The organism is Vibrio sp. Makdt (assembly GCF_027587015.1).
Lineage (GTDB): Bacteria > Pseudomonadota > Gammaproteobacteria > Enterobacterales > Vibrionaceae > Vibrio > Vibrio chagasii_B.
Window position 1 is genome coordinate 190752 of the sequence record NZ_JAPPTH010000011.1, and the last position, 20662, is coordinate 211413.

Here is a 20662-nt window from a genome sequence, read left to right on the forward strand (position 1 = left end):
TTGAGGCAATAAAAGATGAGTGAATTAAAAACAAAGCAGGTCTTTAATGAGCCGCTGAAGACCTCTTTCGATGACAATGATAGTGCTTTTGGTAAACAAGGCGTGGGCGAAGCGACCCCAGAATTAGGCGCCCAACAGTTGTTTACGGAACAAGAAAAATTTGTACCCGTAGCACCACAGGTTGAGAGCGAGCTAGATGGCGAAGCCGAGCAACAACTAGAACAAATCATCCGACCAAGCAAAAAGAGAAAGTGGTTGGGCTCTGGCTTAATGGTTGCTTTCGCAGGCTTAGTGGGCTGGCAAGCGATTGATTCTGTCATCACGGCGGTTCAATCAGCAGATTGGCTCGCACTCGGTTGGGCCGGTTTTATCGCGGCAATCGCGTCACTGGGCTTGGGTGCAATCGGCAAAGAGCTGTGGAAACTACGCTCATTGAAAGATCACTTTAGCGTTCAAGAGCAGAGTGAAGAGCTGCTACAAAGCCAAAGTGTCGGCAAAGGCAAAGCGTTCTGTGAAAACATCGCTAAGCAGGGCGGCATTATTGCGGAGTCTCCGGCGTTCGATAAGTGGAGAAGCAGCATCAACCCTGCACACAGTGATGCCGAAGTGTTGGATATGTACGATGCATTAGTTGTTGCCCAGCAAGATAAAGTGGCGACTCAAATTGTTACTAAGTTCTCGACTGAATCGGCAGCTTTGGTGGCGGTGAGTCCATTAGCAGCGGCCGACATGTTGCTGGTGGCTTGGCGTAACTTCACAATGATCGACAAGCTAGCTGATGTGTATGGCATTGAACTTGGGTACTGGTCACGCATCAAACTGTTTAAGTTGGTGTTAATCAACATGGCAGCTGCGGGGGCAAGTGAACTCGCGATTGATGCAAGTATGGACTTAGTTTCCATGGATCTGGCTGGTAAAGTCTCAGCGAGAGCAGGGCAGGGCTTGGGTGTTGGTATCCTGACTGCTCGATTGGGTCTAAAGGCCATGACACTACTTCGCCCTATGCCTTGGCATAATGAACGCAAAGTAAAACTGGCCGACATGCGCAAAGCCGTCCTTTCTGAAATAAAGCGTATCACCCTCAAATAAAACGTACGTCTTTGAAACAAAATGTATGACATTGAGTGGTTTGCGAGCGAAGAGTAAACATATGTTTACTCTTCTTCTTGACTGAACTCAGACCTTAATTCACACTACTGTCAACTTATCCTGACACCTATAATAGGACTATTTGTGCGTCTTGAAGTATTGTGTGAAGACCGACTCGGCTTAACGCGTGAGTTGCTCGATATCTTGGCCTCAAAAAGCATTGATTTACGAGGAATCGAAATCGATGTTAAAGGCATTATTTACCTGAACTGCCCTGATATTGATTTTGATGCTTTTAGTGAACTTATGGCTGAAATTCGTCGAATTTCAGGTGTAAAGGATGTACGAAAAATACAATTCATGCCAAGCGAAAGGCACAACACTGAGCTGATCGCTTTGCTTGCTAACCTACCTGATCCCGTTATTGCGATTGACCTTAAAGGCTCAGTCGATATGGCAAACCACGCTGCACTCAACCTATTTGGCAAGCAAGAAGACGAAGTCATTGGCGAGCCACTCGCATCCTTCGTACCTAGCTTTAACTTTGGTCGTTGGATCGAAGGTGAAGTCACACGCCACCGTGAAGTTGTTGTGTTGGACGGTTTAGACTTCTCTATTGAAATCCTACCTATCTATCTGGGTGGTGACGTCAACGAGCCTGTGCTGGCGAGCGCGGTGATGACGATTCGTTCTTGCAACCAAGAGATGAATACGCCCGATGCGATTCCTGAACAGAACAACTTAGGCTTTGAGCATTTTGTTGGTGTCTCTAATCGCCATAAAGCGTTAATCAGCCAAGCTAAGAAACTGGCGATGCTTGATCAGCCTCTGCTGATTGAAGGCGATACAGGTACAGGTAAAGAGATGTTGGCGAAAGCGTGTCATAACCGCTCAAACCGCTCGTCTTTCCCATTCTTGATTCTGAGCTGTGCATCGATGCCTGATGACGTAGCAGAAACCGAGCTGTTTGGTCACGCTCCGGGTTCATTCAACCATGAACAAGGTCATAAAGGCATTTTCGAACAAGCTAATGGCGGTACTGTATTTTTAGATGAGATTGGCGAAATGAGCCCACATCTACAAATCAAACTGCTTCGCTTCCTACAAGATGGTTCATTCCGTCGTGTGGGCGAAGAAGAAGAGATGCACGCTGATGTTCGTATTATTGCGTCAACGCGTCACCGCCTCTCTGAACTTGCTGATTCTGGCTCGTTCCGTGAAGACTTGTTCTATCGCTTGAATGTACTAACTCTCTCTATTCCAGCATTGCGTGAACGCTCTAACGACGTAGCACCATTACTGGAACTGTTCGTAGCTAAATACGCACAGCAGCTTGGTATGTTAAAGCCTAAGCTTACTCAAGAGTTAATCGACCAACTTGGTAATTACCAATGGCCGGGTAACATTCGTCAGTTAGACAACATGGTATTACGTGCGCTTACTGAACTGGATTCAGACACGCTAACGGTTGAGCAGTTCCACTTGCCTCAGTTAGAAACCATGACAACAGGCATGGCGAACTTGAGCTTAGATGGTTCTCTGGATGAGATCATGAAAGACTATGAGTCTCAGATCTTGGAGAAGCTTTACCAGTCATTCCCATCAAGTCGTAAGTTAGCTAAGCGTTTGAACGTGTCTCATACCTCTATTGCGAATAAGCTTCGTGATTACGGTATCAGAAAGAACTGATCGAATAAGACCTAAATTATGGAAGATTTGAGCACACCAGAACGCATTTACAAGCGAGATGGAAATCTGATTCTACGTACCGCTGAGATAGACGATGCGACGATGATCAGTGAGTACTTTCAGGTGAATCGAGAGTATCTCAAACCTTGGGAACCGATTCGTGAAGATGCATTTTTTGAGAGAACAGGCTGGGCACAGCGCCTAATTAAGCTAAACGAGCTTCATAAAATGGGGCTCGGCTACTACTGTTTATTGATTAATGCCGATACTAACGAAATGTTAGGGACTATCTCGTTCAGTAATTTGTCTCGTTTCCCGTTCTATGCATGTAACGTAGGCTATTCACTCGCAGAGCAAGCTCAGGGCCATGGTTACATGCGCCGAGGTCTTAGTATGGCGAAAGACTACATGTTTGACGTGCAGAACATGCATCGCCTAATGGCGGGGTATATGCCTCACAATGAGCGAAGTGCGGGCGTACTTGAGCATCTCGGTTTTGTACGTGAAGGTTTTGCTAAAGATTACCTACAAATTAACGGTAAATGGGAAGACCACATACTGACAGCGCTCGTAAATCCTAATTGGGAAGATAGACGCAACATATAGATAACGCAGTCTATAAGCTCACAAACGAGCAGTGATTTAAAAAGGCAGCGAATAGTAAGCGATGTAGCGTTGCTGCCTGTATTAAAAGAACATTGAGCCATGGTTGAGCCATTGGCCTGAGAAGATATTTGAGGAATTTTGATGTCATACACAACTTTGGACGAATACCAAAGAAAATGGATTTTTACTCACCAATCGATGCCGCTTCCGGCTGAGGACTTGGAAAAGATTAAGCCAATGACACAGGCAAGAGCGTCTCAGTTTTGGAAAGAGAACGTGAGTCCTCAAAGTCCAGACGCTGAGCGACTAAGCTCGCAAGATTGGCCTAGCAAGGCATCGAACTGGAAAGAAGAGATCAGCTGGATGGCACATTGGGAAGCCGATGAGCCGGAAATGCCAGAAGAGATCCTTAACTTTATTGACTGGCAAGATGACGTAACTGTTTATTTTTGTTATGAAAAATATAATGTTCTTGAAACCAAATGGGCCGTTTTCAAGAAGCATTGGAAGAACTTTTTGTTCTACGATGATGGTCCAATTCTGTTAGGCCGTCGTCGCTCTGAAGCGCTTTGGTTTGCGACGAATGGTACTGTGAAAATCGGTAACCGAGCATAAGCTGAAAACGAATTTTAAACGGTAGAAAAGCGAGCATAGTGCTCGCTTTTTTTGTATCTAAAGATCGCAGAGGATCGCCGATAACATCCTCTGTTTCACGGCTAGTTTCGTTGTTAGTGGCAGCCGAAATTAAACTATAAAATTCCAGAACTGAGATCGCTATCTCATTGGGAACGTTGAGGTTTTCATCTTATTGACTATATTTATAGTACTGCCTTAGTGGAGGTGAAGTATTATGATTTGGGATACTCTCGAACGTGTAAATAAACTTCGCAAGGAAGCAATGGAGGATCCAGAATTCTTGGATTCAGCAAAAATGCATGAGGAATGGCTTTTGAGCGAAACTCATAATCAATCCAATAAAGGAGCAAAAGAAAAGAAACCAAAAAAACTGTCTGACATCTATGAGAATACAGACTTTACTATCAACCCAAACGGAACGAAACATTAAACAATGATTAACTGTAACACGGCTGAGGCTCTTAACCCGAAAGCTAAGTACCAACGACACACACCAGCCTTTAGCCACCAATAAAAAAGCCACTTTCAATGTATCGAAAGTGGCTTTTTCTTTTCTAGCTGCGTAGAAGCGATATCTGCATTTAGCCCTAGCTGTTGATTAGGCTCAAGCCGCTTGGCAAAGCATCACCAAACACACGCTTAGATTCGCTCTCGGACAGCTCAGTTACTTCACTAACCAGCGTTAACCAAGACTCTGGAACCTTACTTTGCTTTAGCTTCTCAATCACTTGATTACGGTAATCGTCAGAGATATCGAACTGTCGGTCGCCAGTCTTGCGACAAATCATCACTGCGGCAAAGGCAATCATCTGCTCTTTCTGCCAGTTCTGCTCAAGTAATTTTGGTAACCACTGCTCAGCTTGCTCTCTAGGAATCACACTGTGCTGGCTGCCATACAAAGGGGTTCTTGAAGCCAGTCGACCTAGCGCCCACCAATGCGCTTGTTCAAACTGGTTGTGATTGATCGCTTTGCTTAGGAACCAAGACGCAAGAAGCACTTTGTCTTCCACTTCGAGTTGCTCAAGGGATGCCGCCAATCTAACCATGGCTTCATAACCATTGTCTTGAGCATCTTTAGCACTCTTAGGGTTCTTCATTGCACCTGGGTGAAGGTATTTAGCAATGTCGGCCAAGATTGTCTCTTGCTGCTCTTGGTTTAAACCACCGGCAACACGACGCCAGAAGACCCACCAGTCCGTCCAACCTTGGTGATTCTTAAACTGGATGTTTTGTTGATAAAGGCCCCAAATTTGCTCGATACGCCATGAGTCCGTTGGATCACCAAAGCCAGGGCGCAGCGAGTAACCCGCTAAACGCAGCCAGTTCTTCTCGTGTGCCTCTGAGCGACGACGACGTTTGCGACCTAACGAGAAGCTATCGAATAGATGACGGAGAGTGGTGAAATCCCACTCATCGCGTTTACCGAGTCGTTTCTCAAGATCTTTAGACAGAGTCTTGATCTCTTTCGATTCTGCACTCTTCTTATTGCCGCTGTAGAGGCGAGAGATCAGCTCTTTACACTCATCCAATCTTGGATGAAGTTTAGAGTTATCGGATTCTTCACCTTGCTTGTTTCTGACTTCAAATTCTAACAACCAACGTTTCGAGTCATCTTCAGTACTCACGCACTCCATTTTCAGTGTGCCGACTTCGGTTAACTGACAAGCGAGCAGTACTTCCACGCGCTCTTTTTGGTTGGCTTGAAGCTCTGCAGTACCCGAACCTTCTAAGGTAGATATATAAGGTGGAAGAGGGGAGAATAGGTCAGGATCAACATCGACCATTACACCGTTTTGGATCGCAGTATCGTGAGCGATTTGATCGTGTGTTGAAGTCAGTAGGTTAAAACGAACCGGTTCGCCCAGCGTCAAAGAGAAACGACGGCTATTCAAACGGATTTCTTGACCTTCTTCTGTACCTTTAGCAAGTAGACACAGCGCTTTACCCATCTTGTTCTTTTCTTGTAGATGTAAGAAATAAGAGCGAGCAGCACCACCCCCGATTTTAAGTTGGGCACCACGGCGTGCCTTACCAAACGCAACCGCGCCAAGGGCAACTGACCAATCTGGGTGAGGGTTATCTAATACTGTGATTGGAGCGCCGTTCCAGTTGCCTAGGAGTTGAGTAATACGCTCTGTAACAAGCTCACTGTTGAACACACCGCCGTTAAGCAGCACACCGACAGGGATAGCAGGTTTCGTGTCATCGAATTGAACCGCATCTGAATTTTGTAGCGCCGCTTTAGACACTTGCTGGTGTGTTGCCAGGAATTCAGCAACGTGCTTACTAACTGCAGGATCGGCAACGTAAGGCAGGCCGAACTCAACCACCGCGCTACGACGTTTGTCTGGTGTCTCAGTAAATTCAGAGAGTGGGAAGAAGCCTTCCAATGCGATTTGATGAACTTCTTGCTTGGTTAAGCCAATACTCTTAGTGCCGCCTAATAGCTTCGAACCGCTACCAAGCATAGTGATTTTGACATCGTCTGGCGCATCAGCAGAAAGCAGGCTCTCCTTTGCTGCTCGAGTTTGCTGAATCAGCTTGGTGAGGCTGGAGGCATTCAGTTTTTTGTTTTGATTGAAGCGCTGCTCTGCAAGATGAGCGAGGGCCAAATCTAGATTATCACCACCTAGCATTAAGTGTTCGCCAACGCCGATACGGTCGAGTGCTAGCTCGTTATGACCAGCATTATCTGCATCGCTATTCTCATTGAAGCTGGCTTCAATTAAGCTCAAGTCGGTAGTACCACCGCCGACATCACACACTAAGATCAACGGGATCTGTTGAAGCTCATCCGCCGCCGTTTGTTGGTGGCGCGCATACCAGTCGTAACAAACCGCTTGAGGCTCTTCGAGCAATAGAATCTTACCTAAGCCTGCAAGTTCTGCGGCTTCAAGTGTCAGCTTACGAGCTGTCTCATCGAATGATGCAGGCACCGTTACCACAACATCTTGGTCTTCAAGTTTGTTGCTTGGATTACGGTAGTTCCATGCTTGGCGAATGTGATTCAGGTAGCTCGCACTCGCGACAACTGGCGATACTTTATCGACATCTGCTGCGCCAGCCCAAGGGAGAATGTCTGAGCTACGATCCACCGCTTGGTGCGATAACCAACTCTTCGCACTCGATACTTGTCGACCTTCAACCTTCGCGCCTAATTCACGCGCCCACTCACCAACGATAACATTCTTGATATCGCCTTCAACTGGGTTTGGTTCCCACGGCATAGTTAGGTCTGAAGGGGAGATTTGACCTTGTGCAGGGTGGTAACGAAACGATGGGAGGAGAGGCTTACGAACCACTTCACCAGGGCCAATAAGCTGATCGATTTCGAAAAGGGAAACGGGAGCGTGTTGTAGGTCGTCGTTAATTTCACAGTAGGCAACCACAGTGTTGGTTGTACCTAAGTCAATGCCGACTAAAAAACGAGGAGTTGCCATACAAAACCTTATTCTTCCAGAGTGATGACCAGTGTGTTGATAGTTTTGGTCTTATTGTTGTTATTCGTATACGTCGTTCCTGAGAAACAGGTAGGACTGAATTGGGAGCGGTATTGATAAAATAACGGCACCCGCTAAGGTGCCGTTGATTCATTATGCTTCGTCGTTTGAGTCGTTGTTCGAATCTTCACGAACGTCGAACTCAACGTGCCATTTCTGACCATTATCAGTGGCAATCGCTTCTAGGTATAAAGTACCAAGCTCAGTAACGCGAGAAGCCAAAGTTACTGGAACCACTTCACCTTCGCGACGGCCTTCAGAAACTGGCAGTGTTACTTGGATTTCAGGAAGCTCATCGAGCTCTTCTGGCGCCCAGTGATCAAGATGAGTACCAGCTTGATCTTCACGGCGAGTTGTTGAGCCGAAGAACTGGAAGTGAACTGGCTGACCAATCACTAGACCAAATTCTTGGCTAGGCACTTGAACGCTTGAGCCCTCTTCCATACCAAACGGTGCAACACACAGAGCTTCCATAGGAGGAGCCATACCTGGGATTGCAGGCATCGCGCTTTCAATACCTACGTAGTAAGCAGAAGCGATACCACCGCGGATACGAACGCCTTGACCACGACGTACTGCGCCGTAGTAAGAAGCACCACTTGCAACCGCAAGGTCAAGGTCTAGGCCTGAAAGTTGTTTAGCAAATTCAGCGTCAGCATTGATCAACCACTCGTTGATTGTGTCTGAAAGACGATCAGCAAGTAGGTTAGATTTTAGAACACCACCGTTGAACAGGATTGCTGTTGGTTTGATGAAGTCAGCAGCAGGCGCTTCAGCACCTGGCATGCCCGGCATATTTGCAAACGGATTGAAATCTTGTTGAGCCGTTTCGCCATTTCCAGAAAGCGCGTTCGCTTGCTTAGAAAGGAATGCGGCAATGTGACGAGTGATACCAGCATCTTGTGCGTAAGGCAGACCCATTTGAGTCAGTGCACCACGCGTTTTTTGTACCGGGTGATCAGTCACAGCAACTTTAGGGAAGAAGCCATCAACCAATGTTTGTTGTACTTCTTGCTGAGTCAGTTCTGTTTTTAGCGTCGCGCCAAGTAGCTTAGAGCCACGGCTAGGAACCACGATTGGCACAGCTTGAAGCTCTGCATCGTTCAGTAGCGCTTCTTTTGCGTCACGACATGCGTGAGTCATCGCTTGAACTTGCCAAGGTGCCAGCTCTTTGCCTTCTTGTGCTAGCTTCATCTTCAAGCGGTAAGCCAGAGCTAAGTCCATGTTGTCGCCGCCAAGTAGGATGTGTTCACCTACAGCGATACGGTTCAGGCTCAGGTTGCCATCGTCTTGAGTCACTTCAACTAAAGAAAGGTCGGTAGTACCACCACCGATATCCACAACCAGCACGATGTCGCCAACGTCTACTTCGTCACGCCACTTGTCGTTGCTGTTATCGATCCAACTATAAAGCGCTGCTTGAGGCTCTTCTAAAAGCGTTAGATGAGTGAAACCAACGTTACGTGCAGCTTCAGCTGTTAAATCACGAGCGGCAGGGTCAAACGAAGCAGGAACCGTGATCGTTACGTCTTGGTCTGCCAGTTTGTGTTCTGGGTTCGCGTGGTTCCAAGCGTCTTTAAGATGCTCAAGATAAAGCTCAGTTGTCTTAAGCGGAGATACTTTTTCTACTTCTTCTGGGCTACCTGCAGGAAGGAAAGCATCACGACGGTTTACACCACCGTGGCATAGCCAAGATTTCGCACTAGCGACCAAACGGATAGGGGTTTTAGAACCAAGGTTACGAGCAATCGCACCAACCAGTGCTTTTGGCTCAGAAGACCAAGGTAGAACACGTGATGCTTCGTTCATTTCGTGCTCGTGCGGTTGGTATAGGAACGAGCCAAGTTGGCTGCGAGTTTCTACTGTACCAGGAGCCGTAAGCTGAGGAATTGGCATTACCTCAACACGTGCATCTTCATTGGTTGTGTCAATGTAAGACAAAACGCAGTGTGTAGTACCTAAATCGATACCAACGCTGAATTTAGGTGCTTGCTGTTCTTGTGAATGTTCTTGGTGTTCCATTATAGCTCTACCTCTGCCGGTGCAATTACAGATGCATCGTAGTTTTCAGCAAGCTTAGGTAGGTTCATGTCAGTTGCTTTCCAGCCTTTGTGAACAAGTGTACCGTTGAATGGTGCGTTACCTGTTACGTTGCCTGTTAGGCGGATTTCTTGAGGGTTGAAACCTTCAGCTACTGTGATGCGAGTCTCTTCATCTTCGCTGCGGATATGAGCAAGCGTTACGTAGTCTGCTAGTACTTTTTGACCGCCTGTGTGAATAACACGTGCAGCTGCGCCAACTTCTTCGTCAGAGAACGAAGTCAGGTCTTCTTTTAGGAAGTCGATTAGTCGCGCTTCTTGTTGCATGATAGACAGTAGCTGCATTGCAGAATCTGTTGGTGCTGTTGCCAGCTTAGATTCAACTTCTACTACTTTTTCGATGACTTTCTCTACTTCAACAACTTTTTCTACTTCGACAATCTTTTCAACTGGCTTTTCAACTTCAACGATCTTTTCTACTGGTTTTTCTACGACTTTCTCAACCACTTTGGTTTTACGAGAAACGGCAATTAGCAGTAGTAAAACGCTTGATGCAGTAAGGCCTGCGTGAAGCATATCAAACGTCTGTGGGATTAGGTTCAAATCAACGATCATAGTGATTTTTCTCTTTAAATTGATTTAACGGTATATTCGTCGGTTTTATGGAATATACAGGTTGGAAAGAAACGCATTGGCACAAAACCAAAATGGTCGCTTTCAAGCTATAAATATGAATGGATACTAGCATATTCAAGGCTTAAGAGTGGTAATTTATGTTTTCAAACAAGTGGTTTTTGAGTGTGTTAGCTTGAAATTTAGTCGAGATTTGGTCGATTGTTAACCTGCGATGTAAGGGCGAAGTAAACTGTGCACGATTTATGTCATTTTTAGGACGAAAACTTAAATGGAGCATCATTCCCTTCCGTTATATACTTTTAGCTCATCGAAGCCTAATTGGAACCTTTATGCCACACACTACCGACCCACTAACAGGGTTGAAGAGACGGACGCTCCCACTGGTCGTATTTTCGGTCAGTTTTTTGATAACAGTGTTGTGTTTTATATTCGTCGCACTTAACCAAAATCGTGCTTTAAACATGAATTTGGACAGTTTTGCTAAACACCAAACACTGAGCTTGGAAGCGTTTATCGACAATGATGTGGCCTACATAGGTTCGGGTGCAAACTTCTTCTATTCGAATGATCCTGAAAATTGGGACAAGTTCGATCGATTCGCACAGCAAACCATTAACGGTTCAAAGAGCTTGATTGGCTTGCAGTGGATGCAGAAAGTTGCGGCAGATGAGATTGCCGAACATACCGCGAAAATGGAAGCAAAGTATCCATCTTACCGACTGTTCACCATCCCTAAACATGAAGCCAAAACCTATGGTTACCAGTTAGATGGTGAGCCTGCTTTTATTGCTACCGATATTTATCCGAATACTGAAGCGAATGACAGAGTGATTGGGTTCTACTCTTCACGCGAGCGATTTAAGCGTATTATTGAAAATATCAAACAGACGCGCCAGGCGAATATCTCGGACAAAGTACGCCTAATTCAAGATGGCTTAACTCCAGATACACCTAAGACAGGCATGTTGGTGTATCACCCGGTGTTTGAAGGGGAAAGTGATAACTTACTTGGTGTTGTGATTGGTGTAGTTCGTACCACTTACTACTTTGAAAACCTGTTGGCATCAGCTGTCGGTGATATGGATGTTTACATTCGTGTGACGGATACCGGTTTCGAAGCCGAAGATTCCCCAATCTTATTTGAAACTCAAGGCTATGAGGGCGTAACAGGTCACCATATAACTAAGACAATCGAGTTGACCAACCGAAATTGGAAGATCGATTACAAGATAGATGCCTGCATCTCTTTTTATGGCTACCTAGTACTAACTGGAATTGCCTTAGTCGGAACAACCATCTCATTGTTGTTAGCGTACATCGTTAATATGCAGATCAGAGAGAAAGAGCGCTTGTATCGCATGTTAGACAAAAGAACAGAAGAACTTCGATTCCTAGCGAACCACGATAGCTTAACTGAAATCTATAACCGACGAGCTTTCAATAAGATGTTTGATAGGGCGGTTAAGCGAAGTGAGTCATTTAGCTTGATTGGGTTTGATGTCGATAAGTTTAAAAGCATCAATGACAAGTTTGGTCACCCTGCTGGCGATGCTTTGCTTGTGCATGTCATCAGTTTGATTTCGGTAAACCTGAAAGAAGGGGATAACCTTTTCCGTATGGGCGGAGATGAATTCTGTATTATTTCGAGCATCTCAAATCATGAAGCGCTAGACCGCTACTTACAATGCATACTAAATACAGTAAGTCACTCTCATTGTGAGCATAAAGGGCAACAGTTAAGCTGCACATTGAGTATTGGTGCCGCGATTCATACCAGTGAAGACACAGAAGAATTGCTGCAAAAAACAGACAGTATGCTTTATCAAAGTAAGTCAAATGGCCGAAATCGAGTCACAATTGCAGGCTAAGTGAGCACTTGATGCAACTGGGGTCGAGTTCTGTATTGGGCTCATGTACAATTTCACAAAATTTTTTACGAGAGAATTAGGCGACGTATGAATCACAATCGAGTGGTGTGTTTCGATTTGGAAATGTGCTGTTGGAGCGAAAATGGTGTAGGAACAACAGGCGAGATCATTGAAGTGGGTCTTGCTGAGATTGATCTAGCATCTGGAACCATCGTGAAACGAGCGCAATACTACGTTAAGCCAGAAAAAGACGAAGTCTCTCAGTTCTGTGCCGAGCTAACCGGCATTACTCCACGCAAAATCGAAAAGCAGGGTCGTCCGCTAGAGTCAGTCATCAAATCGATGATCAAGAACTTCGGTGGTCCAAACAAGATCTATGCTGCGTGGGGACGCGATGACCTGATTTTACACAAAGAGTGTCAAAAGAAAGGCATCGAGCCACCATTTAGCGAGTTCATCAACATTGCGACGCTTTATCGCGTGCAGAACCGCTTGAAAGACAAACGCATCGGCCATCGAGCGGCTCAAGAAGCAAAAGACATCGAGTGGGAAGGGCGCCAGCATTCTGGTTATGTTGATGCTTACAACCTTGCGAAGCTTGCTCTGACGATGCTTTAGCAATAAGCGAATATTAATATTTACTTCGAAATATAAGAAAGCCACCTGGATAAGGTGGCTTTTTTACATTTTCCTGTGGGCTGTTATTACCATAGCGACTAAATAAATCATCATCGTTCGCGTATTAAGATATTTATTTCCCTAGCATTACCTTGAGCTTATCGCCTTTATCAAAGAAGTGATGCTTCAGTGCCCCCAATATATGTAATGTCACTAACGACATAAAAACTTTAATCGCAGTAGCGTGAATCAAAAACAGTAGAGAAAATACTTCTCTAGAGGTTGCACTATCGCTAAATGTCCATGAGTACACACTGAATACTGGCGTATCAATCAGTGCCATGCTTAAACCTGATATAGCGATAAAGGTCAATGTAACTGCTTGAACAAATTGAACTACTTTAGGCAAGGTGAGCTTGCGCTTCTCTGGCTCTGGTTTAACTAACATTCTTGCAATCAATATATTGATGAGAATAAGGACAATTGAGCCGAGTATCTGATGAATTAAAATCGTTGGATACTTGTCTGAGAAAGGCAGAAGTCGGCTTGATATAAAACCGAGAGTTAACGTTAGCATTACCCCACCAAACATCCCCCAGTGAAGAAAATCGACTTTATTAGTGAGGTTATTCTTTACTCTATTGTTTGATCGTTTTTTGAACATCACGAGTTCCATTATTAGCGTGTGAAAAATCTATTATATTTCTCATGGCTTTGTTATGGATGTGTTTGTCGAATGTTTAATATTAATAATCGGATAGCCATTTAATTAATATTAAATCGTTAGCTTAGCTCTTGATGAGTCTTTTATCTCTGTTAGCGTGTGCAACATCTAACCAACGGAGGTCCTATGAAGCGGTTTATTAAAAGTTCCATCGCATTGAGCTTATTAAGTATAAGTTCATTAGCGTTTGCACAGCCCGTTGTGCTTATCAACACATTTTCGGTAGATGCGAGTAAGCATGAAGAAACCTTAGCCTATTGGGAAAGTGCTAGAGACGTGTTAGTTCAACAACCCGGTTATATCTCTACTACGTTACATCGAGCGTTAAGCACAGACGCCACTTACCTTTACGTAAACGTCGCAAACTGGGAAAGCCAAAAGCACTTCATAGATGCCATCTCTGTAATGAGAGAGGAGCTACCTGCTCTGAATCTTGAGGGCGTTACTGCTGATCCTAACCTTTACGAAGTTATCCGAAATTAATAGAGAGTGTCCTGAATGAAATATGTACCACGACTGTTTTTAGTTATTTTTAGCTTTTTGTTCTCGGTTAATAGCTATTCAGCTGCCTATGGCGTATCGATTGCTTGGAAAACACAAGATGCTCAAGCTGTATTTGATGTGATGCCTCAACAGAAGAAAGCATTTGCTAACTTAATTGATGCTGGCTTAATTCACGATATGTTTGTTTCTGAAAGCTTTATTGGCGAAAAGCAGTTTCCAATAATTAAATTTGTAATGGAAGCCGATAGTGAAGAGGAAGTCAGACGTGTTATTGGAAATCTTCCTTTTCAATTTAAAGAGCTAGCTGAAATAACAGAAGTAAGAGACATCGGAAGTAAATGGCTAGATACTCAAGTTGCTTTTAAAAACTATGCGATTGAGTTGACTTGGAAAGAGCCTGAAGATCAAATGCTGGTAGATAAAATTATTAGTGTTGATTTACAAAAAGTGGTCGATTGGAGCACTCAAGGCGTGATTACTTCGGCTTATATAAAAAATCAATCTATTGCCGAGCCGAAGCCAAATCAGACAGCGATGATTCGACCAATATATTCTATCGCGGTATTGGCAAAGGATGAGCAACATGCTCTTGATATTGCTAATGAACTTAACGCGGTTAAATTAGGCTTCGCTAGCGTCAATGTCAGTGAATTGGGCTTTAAATTATCCCTGTGATTTTGAATTAATGTAAACCCTCGTGTTATTCTAAGGTGAGATTATTAACAGTGTTAGCTCACCTTATGAATAATAATAAATTACAAGAGTATGATTTGGTTATTGAACTTGATGACCGTAAATTGATTAACCCGTCATTGAATAAAGTCGTGACATTGTCGCCATCAGAGTGTCTGCTTTTAAAGCATTTAATGGACAACTGCTCACAAACTTTAGGTCGTGAATTCCTTTTAACGCATTGTTGGCCGGGGCGCATTGTTACTAACAGCTCTCTGAATGTCGCAATCAAAAATGTTCGCAGTGCGCTCAAAGAAGTAGGGTCCGACTGCAAAGTGATTACGGTACAAAAGGAAGGCTATTGCTTTGTTGCTCCTGAGAATAGTGCCGTACCTGATAGCTTTGTTGCACCTGAGAGCTTTGTCGCACCTGATAGCAGTGTCGTATCTGAAAGCCTTATAGGGTCAGAAAAATCAGCAGCATCAGAACACTTTGCTGAACAAGACAAAGACATACCGAATTCTGCCAGTTTGGGAAACAAGGAGGATTCTACTTGCTCAGAATCCACTGTGCTGGAGTCAAAATCAGCTTCTGATTTAAATGAATCAGCTGACACTCACGGGCTATCAGAGAATACTCAAGCACAAGGCAAGCATGCATCTTCTAAGTTTATGCCGCTTGTTAGCGGACTCGCGGTAAGTCTGTTTATAGTCATTATCTTGTCTTATCTTGGGTTGTTTATGGAAAGAGCTTCCATCAAGGGTGTCGATGTATACCACGACAATGTCGAGTTAGAACCAGAGTTGGTGGAAGACTTAACCTCACTTGCTAAGCCTGGTGTAGAGGCGATCTATCTCCACCGTATGGGTATAGAGTGTGGTGGCATGCAAGTCGTGGTGTTAGACGAAAGTGGTTGGCAAGACATTAGCGCAGATTTCAAATCTAGGCGCTGCTCACAAGGTCAGAAAGAGGCTGAAAAGGTAGAAGGAACTGCAGATGAAGCGTAACTTTTGGCTGCCGATTGTTGTAACTGTATTTGTGATCTTAGCGTTTGGCTTGGTCTCCGGAGTAGCGACCAAAGGTTCGTATCAGTTTGAAAGCCAGTACGATAATTATGGTCGGGAGGTTTTGACCCTTGAGCTAAAAAACGGACGCTCAAAAATGCGCTATGTTGGCTACGACCGAAACGGACGAGTCGTGCAAACCAAACAGTTGTTTGGTGTGTTTTTGCGTTGGGGTAATCACTATTATTTCTATCAGCTTGAACAGCACCAAGCCCACGGGAATCAAACCTTCAACGTTAAAAATCTGTTTATCAAGCACCATGACAACAAGCGTAGTGTTTTGATCTCCGATCAGCGAGGTGCGTACATTACGAAAGACGGTGCGATCTTAGAGCTCAATGGCATTCTTTACGGGAAGGCAATGCGTTGATTGTGATGCAGCGCACTGAGGCGATTAGTGAGTTCTGGTTGGAATGGGGTGTTACTAATAATCTAAAGCAGCGTTGGGTTCATTGCCTAACGCTGCTTATTTGCATGATTGGCTTAGTCTTCGCCAAGTACGTCAAGTTTGCTCTTGATGAAATCTTTGTGGTCAACGTAGAGCAGTTCAGCGGTTTTTCTGATCACTGAATCTTCAAGTGGATCAATCTCTCCATCGGCATGAGCCACTTCCCACATTGCCTTAATCAGGTCGATTCGCACTGGCTGTGATAGCTCACGCAGTTGGGAGGTGAAATCATACAAAGAAACAGATTGTTCAACTTGCGGCTCAGCTTGTTGTAACAAGGCTTTCGACTCTTCTTCCGTAATGCCCAACAGACGTTGCAGTAAGTTCAACTTCGCTTCTTGTTCTGATTCGTTGATCTCATGGTCTGCGCCTGCGACTTCGCATAACAAACTGGCGATAGCTAAGTTTGGTGAGGCAGTAGGCGTTTTGCCTAAATCAGAGCCTTCGACCAACTGTTTAAATAACGATGTAAGTGAATTAAACATAAGAGCGTTCCAGTAATGGTGAATAATATAACTATTGGGCCTACAGAGTGTGATCGCAAGCCCCTTTACTTAAAACTGACATTACGTATAAGCCAGCAATAAGGAACATATTAGGTTGGCTCTGGAAAGCGTGTGACCTTGCCATCGCCGCTTAGGGTGGTGATGGATTGTGGTTTGCCTTCGCTATCTAGCCTTAATTCACCAATCGCGCTGCGGTTCGAAAGGCGATAGAAGGTTTGGTTGTCTGGGCTTCGCTTTTCTATTTTTAAGCGCTTACGTTTGGTGAAATAGTTAAGCACCGAGCGTGGGCTATACAACAGCCGGTCACATACGTCGCAGAATTTTAGCAATGGCGCAGGGAACTGGTTTTTAATGCCGCTACAAGTTATTTGGTAAATGTTTGGACTGTTGCGGCGATATCTAAGCTTAATGTCGTAAGCAAACGAATAGTGCACATCACCAGAAAGCACCACGAAGTTAGTTGGTGTTTTGGTATGAGTAAAGATACTAATCAGCGTGTTGGCACTACCAGGGTGCGCCATCCAGTTCTCAGCATCAATCACCAGTGGCTTACCTACTGTGGTAGCCATCTTTTGCAGCGTTTCAATAAACTTCACGCCAAACATCGGTGCGGCGGAGATAATCACCACTTTATCTTGATGAAGTAACTGATGTTGGAGTTCAACCAATGCTTCCCAGTCCATCAAGCCGGACGGTTTGTTCATCCGAGACTCGGAGCGCCAGCGGCGGGTACGAGTATCCAACACAATCACTTTCGGCGAAGTGTTGATGGTGTAGTGCCACTCTTCAAAGCGATCGAGCATTTCAAGATACAGTTTGTGTCTTGCAGGTTCGAGTTGCCCAATAGGCGCTTCAATAGCTTTTTCGCTCTGATTGGTATTCAACAACTCCGAGAACAGCGCTTTCGTTTGCTCCATAAAATCGTGGTTGAAGTTCTCCGGTGCGTTACCCCAACCTTGGCACATCCAATAAGCCGCAAGGCCGTTACCAATGACTTGTGTCGCAAACTGATTTTGATCCACCGCATGCTCCCAACCAACGGTGAGGTTCCAGTCGTCAGTGACATCATGATCATCGAAGATCATGTACGTTGGAATATGAGCAAATAGACGCTGTACTTGCGGCAGACCGGCGATGAAATCATCGATGATGACACTTTCATCACGCCATTTTTGCTGCTCGGCTGGTGTGAGCTGGCGGCCAGCCTGCATGAAATTATTCTCGATCAACCGTTCGCGGTTAATGCACTGCCACAAGGTCGGGGACCAAACCAGCAGATACATGGCAATAAATTCAGACAATGTCACCAAGTGATTTTCACAATCAGTGGAGCTGAAGATGGGTATTCCGCGTTTAGGGAACAACTTATCGAGCAATGAATGTGATGTGTTATGGTGCGGTAGTAAATGATCACGTTGATAGAGGTGATAGTCGCTGTTAAACAGAGCTTCACTGCTATCGATTTTTCCGTCTAATGAATCGGTCGGTAGTGCTTCGCTCACTAATCCAAGCAGCTGAATCACTTGATGAATCGCATCGAGTGTTGGACCGGCAACGTGATCAGCGTATATCTGGTCGCCGCTCATCATCAGCATATCTGGACGCTCTAATACGGCTTGCTGCTCAACTTTCTTATCGGCTGCGACTAGGCTGTCTTTGCTTGGGTGATGAGGGTTGCGACAGGAACCATGCAAGATGTAGTCGGCGCTGGTTGAGATCTTAAAGGCTATTCTTGGTGCATCAGTGGTGTCTTGTTGCTCTTGGTACACTAAATGCGGAGCCAACTTGGTTAACGCGCCTTGATCAGTCTCTATCTGATATTCCAAAGGCGTGTCGGTTGGAAACTCACCCTTTAGTTGAATCAGGCTTACCCAAGCATGTGTACCGATTTGAATCGATTCATGTTCGCTCAGTGGTGAGGTATAGAAAGGGGCTTCTTGGCCTTGGTTATATAGCTCAGCATTACCATTGAGTGGTGTGCTCGTAACAACCCAAAGCACAACCTCAGTTGCGGTCGTCTTTCTTAAAATAGGGCCAGCGAGTAAGAAGGGAAGAGAAGATGTCATCGGGCGTTTCAAGTCGATTCCTAAATCTTTGGTGGTTAGTCGTTCAGCGCTTGGGCGTTGTATTCTGGAGCGGCCATTTCATGTTCATTGGGTTCAATGTCCGGCTCTGTTGATTCCAAGATTTCGATAACTTCTGAACTGGAAAGTTCATGTCCCATCAGAAATATTGCTAACAGGGCGTCGGCTTTCGTTTTGGTATCAGAAGGCTCATCCAAAACTTGCTCGAGTTTTTCTCGAATCATTGCGATCTCGTGCTCAACAAAGCCACGACCTTCGCTGTCCCCTTGGTTTTCTTCAGGGGCGTTATCGAATTCAAGAAAGAGCATCTCACCGTCTAATTTTGTGTTGATCAGTCGCTCTGGCAACCATTCCTCACCCATAACGATATCTGGGTCGGAATCATTGGGTAAGTGGTCTATAATGTTTTGTAATTCTGAGACTTTCACAATACTTTCATTTAACCGAGAATATTCTTCATTGTAACGGTCTATTCCGATCAAACCTAAAATTTGTTGGCTAGAATAGTCAATAAATGTCTAACCAGTACCACAAAATTTATTACAAAGAGTAATTAAACAAGAATGAAGCGCAAAATTTCACCGAAGCTCATCTCGTATGGGACGATTCTATTTAGTAACGCCTTCTTAGCGAATAGCGTGGCGTGGGCTGCTGAAGAGCAAGAGTGGGGCATTGCGGCAATGTTCCGTACTGCCAGTATCCCGTATGACACGTCTGGTGGTGATAAGACTGTAAGTTCGTTTGTTCCGATGTTGTTCTTTAAAAACGACTACGTGTTCATTGATGGCACGGAAATGGGCGCTTACCTATATCAAACCGAAGATGAAAAATGGTCTTTTAATGCCATATCTCGAATGCGCTTTATTGATATCCCTGCTTCTGAACAGAATGCAATTGAAGGTGATACCGCTGACTTTGGTGGACAACTGACATACCAGTTGGACGAACAGTGGGCGATTGAAACGGAAATCATGAGTGATAGTGAATTCAACCTTCACAGCAATTTGCGTGCGAAAGCGAAGTACGAAACTGGCGATTGGGAGTTCTACCCAAGCGCAACACTGCGCTATAAGAGTGCGGATTTTAACAGTGAATACTACTCAGCTTCGGGTCAGTCGATCGGTGCAGGTGTAGATTTAAATCTTGGCGTTGAAGCGCGTTACCATGTTATCTCCAACCTTTATCTATTGGGTTCAACCAGTGTGACTCGATTGGATGATAACGCCTACGACTCTTCCATTATCGAAGATCGTTATCAGGGTGAACTTTACCTTGGTTTTGGTTTCTTTAATGACAAAGAGAAAGCGCCTAAGCCTAAGTTAAGCAACGCACCTTATTTACGAGTCGCGCATGGTTGGGCAACGCCGTCGAATATCGGCGACATCATGAAATTCAACACCGAGAAAGACGAGTACAATAACCAACTCACATCATTCTTTTATGGCCACCCTTTGACTGATGAGATCTTTGGTTTGCCGTTGGATATCTACTTAACGCCAGGTATCGCTCACCATTGGAGTTCAGAGGTTCAATCCAGTAGCACGGAATACATCATTGCAATTAAAGCGTACTACACCTTCAACTGGCCAACTCAGTGGCGATTCGGTGTCGCAGAGGGTATGTCTTACATAGATTCGATTACTTATATCGAAGGCTCTGAAATGGATCGTAAGGGCTACACGGCAAGCCACCTGTTAAACTATTTGGACTTCTCATTTGATGTGAACGTCGGTGACCTTATCGGTAAGAATGACCTTAACAATTTATGGTTTGGTTACTCACTACATCACCGCTCGGCGATCTTTGAAAATGCGTCCCAGTTTGGACGTATCAAAGGTGGCAGTAACTACAACACGGTTTACTTCCAATACGAGTTCTAAAGTATTACATATACTAAAAATGCCGCTCCAAATAGAGCGGCATTTTTTATCATTAAAGAAAAGAGCTAATCACTATTGGTCACTGATAATTAACTATTC

General features: G+C 44.7%; 18 protein-coding genes and 2 pseudogenes. 12 read left to right on the top strand and 8 right to left on the bottom strand.

From position 1 onward, the window contains the following. Positions 1-15 precede the first annotated feature (15 nt). From OH460_RS15425 to OH460_RS15445, 5 genes are all read left to right on the top strand, one after another. The gene (locus tag OH460_RS15425; protein WP_269998393.1) at positions 16-1089 is read left to right on the top strand and encodes a YcjF family protein; all 1074 of its coding nucleotides are present in this window, start codon (positions 16-18) and stop codon (positions 1087-1089) included. A gap of 144 nt (positions 1090-1233) precedes the next feature. After that, entirely contained in the window at positions 1234-2778 is a 1545-nt protein-coding gene (gene tyrR / locus OH460_RS15430) for a transcriptional regulator TyrR (RefSeq protein ID WP_008222267.1), read from the top strand. Between the two features lie 18 nt (positions 2779-2796). Further along, positions 2797-3384, top strand: coding sequence for a ribosomal protein S5-alanine N-acetyltransferase (gene rimJ / locus OH460_RS15435; protein WP_004741545.1), 588 nt, complete (start codon positions 2797-2799; stop codon positions 3382-3384). A 141-nt stretch (positions 3385-3525) separates the two neighbouring features. Beyond that, positions 3526-3999 carry a DUF2947 domain-containing protein gene (locus OH460_RS15440; protein WP_004741544.1) on the top strand — a complete coding sequence of 158 codons (474 nt, stop codon included), beginning with the start codon at positions 3526-3528 and terminating at the stop codon, positions 3997-3999. Between the two features lie 235 nt (positions 4000-4234). Continuing rightward, positions 4235-4450, top strand: coding sequence for a hypothetical protein (locus OH460_RS15445; RefSeq protein ID WP_105059341.1), 216 nt, complete (start codon positions 4235-4237; stop codon positions 4448-4450). 157 nt (positions 4451-4607) lie between these two features. On the opposite strand, the gene OH460_RS15450 is transcribed toward OH460_RS15445, so the two are convergent. From OH460_RS15450 to OH460_RS15460, 3 genes are all read right to left on the bottom strand, one after another. Beyond that, entirely contained in the window at positions 4608-7460 is a 2853-nt protein-coding gene (locus OH460_RS15450; protein ID WP_269998398.1) for an Hsp70 family protein, read from the bottom strand. A gap of 153 nt (positions 7461-7613) precedes the next feature. After that, positions 7614-9542: an Hsp70 family protein gene (locus tag OH460_RS15455; protein ID WP_061031615.1), complete on the bottom strand. Its 1929-nt coding sequence runs from the start codon at positions 9540-9542 to the stop codon at positions 7614-7616. Then, positions 9542-10174 carry a DUF2760 domain-containing protein gene (locus tag OH460_RS15460; RefSeq protein ID WP_019822547.1) on the bottom strand — a complete coding sequence of 211 codons (633 nt, stop codon included), beginning with the start codon at positions 10172-10174 and terminating at the stop codon, positions 9542-9544. Before OH460_RS15460 ends, OH460_RS15455 begins: the two co-directional genes overlap by 1 nt. A gap of 350 nt (positions 10175-10524) precedes the next feature. Between OH460_RS15460 and OH460_RS15465 the strand changes: the two genes are divergently transcribed. Next, positions 10525-12063, top strand: a complete 1539-nt coding sequence (locus tag OH460_RS15465) for a sensor domain-containing diguanylate cyclase (RefSeq protein ID WP_269998404.1) — start codon at positions 10525-10527, stop codon at positions 12061-12063. An 87-nt stretch (positions 12064-12150) separates the two neighbouring features. Continuing rightward, positions 12151-12681: a 3'-5' exonuclease gene (locus tag OH460_RS15470; protein WP_269998406.1), complete on the top strand. Its 531-nt coding sequence runs from the start codon at positions 12151-12153 to the stop codon at positions 12679-12681. Positions 12682-12814: 133 nt separating this feature from the next. Here OH460_RS15470 and OH460_RS15475 read toward each other — a convergent pair whose 3' ends face one another. Next, on the bottom strand, positions 12815-13345 hold the full coding sequence (locus OH460_RS15475) for a cytochrome b/b6 domain-containing protein (protein WP_269998407.1): 531 nt from the start codon (positions 13343-13345) through the stop codon (positions 12815-12817). Positions 13346-13531: 186 nt separating this feature from the next. On the opposite strand from OH460_RS15475, the gene OH460_RS15480 reads away from it, so the two are divergent. From OH460_RS15480 to OH460_RS15495, 4 genes are all read left to right on the top strand, one after another. Further along, positions 13532-13888: an antibiotic biosynthesis monooxygenase family protein gene (locus tag OH460_RS15480; protein ID WP_116870363.1), complete on the top strand. Its 357-nt coding sequence runs from the start codon at positions 13532-13534 to the stop codon at positions 13886-13888. A 15-nt stretch (positions 13889-13903) separates the two neighbouring features. Continuing rightward, positions 13904-14584: a hypothetical protein gene (locus tag OH460_RS15485; protein WP_105059348.1), complete on the top strand. Its 681-nt coding sequence runs from the start codon at positions 13904-13906 to the stop codon at positions 14582-14584. A 65-nt stretch (positions 14585-14649) separates the two neighbouring features. Then, positions 14650-15588, top strand: a complete 939-nt coding sequence (locus tag OH460_RS15490; protein ID WP_269998410.1) for a winged helix-turn-helix domain-containing protein — start codon at positions 14650-14652, stop codon at positions 15586-15588. Next, positions 15578-16015, top strand: coding sequence for a hypothetical protein (locus OH460_RS15495; RefSeq protein ID WP_102426187.1), 438 nt, complete (start codon positions 15578-15580; stop codon positions 16013-16015). Before OH460_RS15490 ends, OH460_RS15495 begins: the two co-directional genes overlap by 11 nt. 113 nt (positions 16016-16128) lie before the next feature. On the opposite strand, the gene OH460_RS15500 is transcribed toward OH460_RS15495, so the two are convergent. The 4 genes and pseudogenes from OH460_RS15500 to OH460_RS15510 all read right to left on the bottom strand — a co-directional run bounded on the left by OH460_RS15500 (position 16129) and on the right by OH460_RS15510 (position 19165). Beyond that, complete coding sequence (locus OH460_RS15500) at positions 16129-16578, bottom strand: tellurite resistance TerB family protein (RefSeq protein ID WP_008222106.1); 450 nt, start codon at positions 16576-16578, stop codon at positions 16129-16131. Positions 16579-16688: 110 nt separating this feature from the next. Further along, positions 16689-17411: pseudogene (locus OH460_RS27445) on the bottom strand (alkaline phosphatase family protein); the annotation flags it as partial. 80 nt (positions 17412-17491) lie between these two features. Continuing rightward, positions 17492-18677: pseudogene (locus tag OH460_RS27450) on the bottom strand (alkaline phosphatase family protein); the annotation flags it as partial. Between the two features lie 23 nt (positions 18678-18700). Further along, positions 18701-19165: a hypothetical protein gene (locus tag OH460_RS15510; RefSeq protein ID WP_081090302.1), complete on the bottom strand. Its 465-nt coding sequence runs from the start codon at positions 19163-19165 to the stop codon at positions 18701-18703. An 81-nt stretch (positions 19166-19246) separates the two neighbouring features. Between OH460_RS15510 and OH460_RS15515 the strand changes: the two genes are divergently transcribed. Next, the gene (locus OH460_RS15515) at positions 19247-20563 is read left to right on the top strand and encodes a MipA/OmpV family protein (RefSeq protein ID WP_269998417.1); all 1317 of its coding nucleotides are present in this window, start codon (positions 19247-19249) and stop codon (positions 20561-20563) included. The last annotated feature ends 99 nt before the right edge of the window (positions 20564-20662 follow it).

Coding starts and splice junctions, on each gene's coding strand:
- OH460_RS15425 (WP_269998393.1), top strand. CDS start 16: ATGAGTGAATTAAAAACAAAGCAGGTCTTTAATGAGCCGCTGAAGACC.
- rimJ (WP_004741545.1), top strand. CDS start 2,797: ATGGAAGATTTGAGCACACCAGAACGCATTTACAAGCGAGATGGAAAT.
- OH460_RS15440 (WP_004741544.1), top strand. CDS start 3,526: ATGTCATACACAACTTTGGACGAATACCAAAGAAAATGGATTTTTACT.
- OH460_RS15445 (WP_105059341.1), top strand. CDS start 4,235: ATGATTTGGGATACTCTCGAACGTGTAAATAAACTTCGCAAGGAAGCA.
- OH460_RS15450 (WP_269998398.1), bottom strand. CDS start 7,460: ATGGCAACTCCTCGTTTTTTAGTCGGCATTGACTTAGGTACAACCAAC.
- OH460_RS15455 (WP_061031615.1), bottom strand. CDS start 9,542: ATGGAACACCAAGAACATTCACAAGAACAGCAAGCACCTAAATTCAGC.
- OH460_RS15460 (WP_019822547.1), bottom strand. CDS start 10,174: ATGATCGTTGATTTGAACCTAATCCCACAGACGTTTGATATGCTTCAC.
- OH460_RS15465 (WP_269998404.1), top strand. CDS start 10,525: ATGCCACACACTACCGACCCACTAACAGGGTTGAAGAGACGGACGCTC.
- OH460_RS15470 (WP_269998406.1), top strand. CDS start 12,151: ATGAATCACAATCGAGTGGTGTGTTTCGATTTGGAAATGTGCTGTTGG.
- OH460_RS15475 (WP_269998407.1), bottom strand. CDS start 13,345: ATGTTCAAAAAACGATCAAACAATAGAGTAAAGAATAACCTCACTAAT.
- OH460_RS15480 (WP_116870363.1), top strand. CDS start 13,532: ATGAAGCGGTTTATTAAAAGTTCCATCGCATTGAGCTTATTAAGTATA.
- OH460_RS15485 (WP_105059348.1), top strand. CDS start 13,904: ATGAAATATGTACCACGACTGTTTTTAGTTATTTTTAGCTTTTTGTTC.
- OH460_RS15490 (WP_269998410.1), top strand. CDS start 14,650: ATGAATAATAATAAATTACAAGAGTATGATTTGGTTATTGAACTTGAT.
- OH460_RS15495 (WP_102426187.1), top strand. CDS start 15,578: ATGAAGCGTAACTTTTGGCTGCCGATTGTTGTAACTGTATTTGTGATC.
- OH460_RS15500 (WP_008222106.1), bottom strand. CDS start 16,578: ATGTTTAATTCACTTACATCGTTATTTAAACAGTTGGTCGAAGGCTCT.
- OH460_RS15515 (WP_269998417.1), top strand. CDS start 19,247: ATGAAGCGCAAAATTTCACCGAAGCTCATCTCGTATGGGACGATTCTA.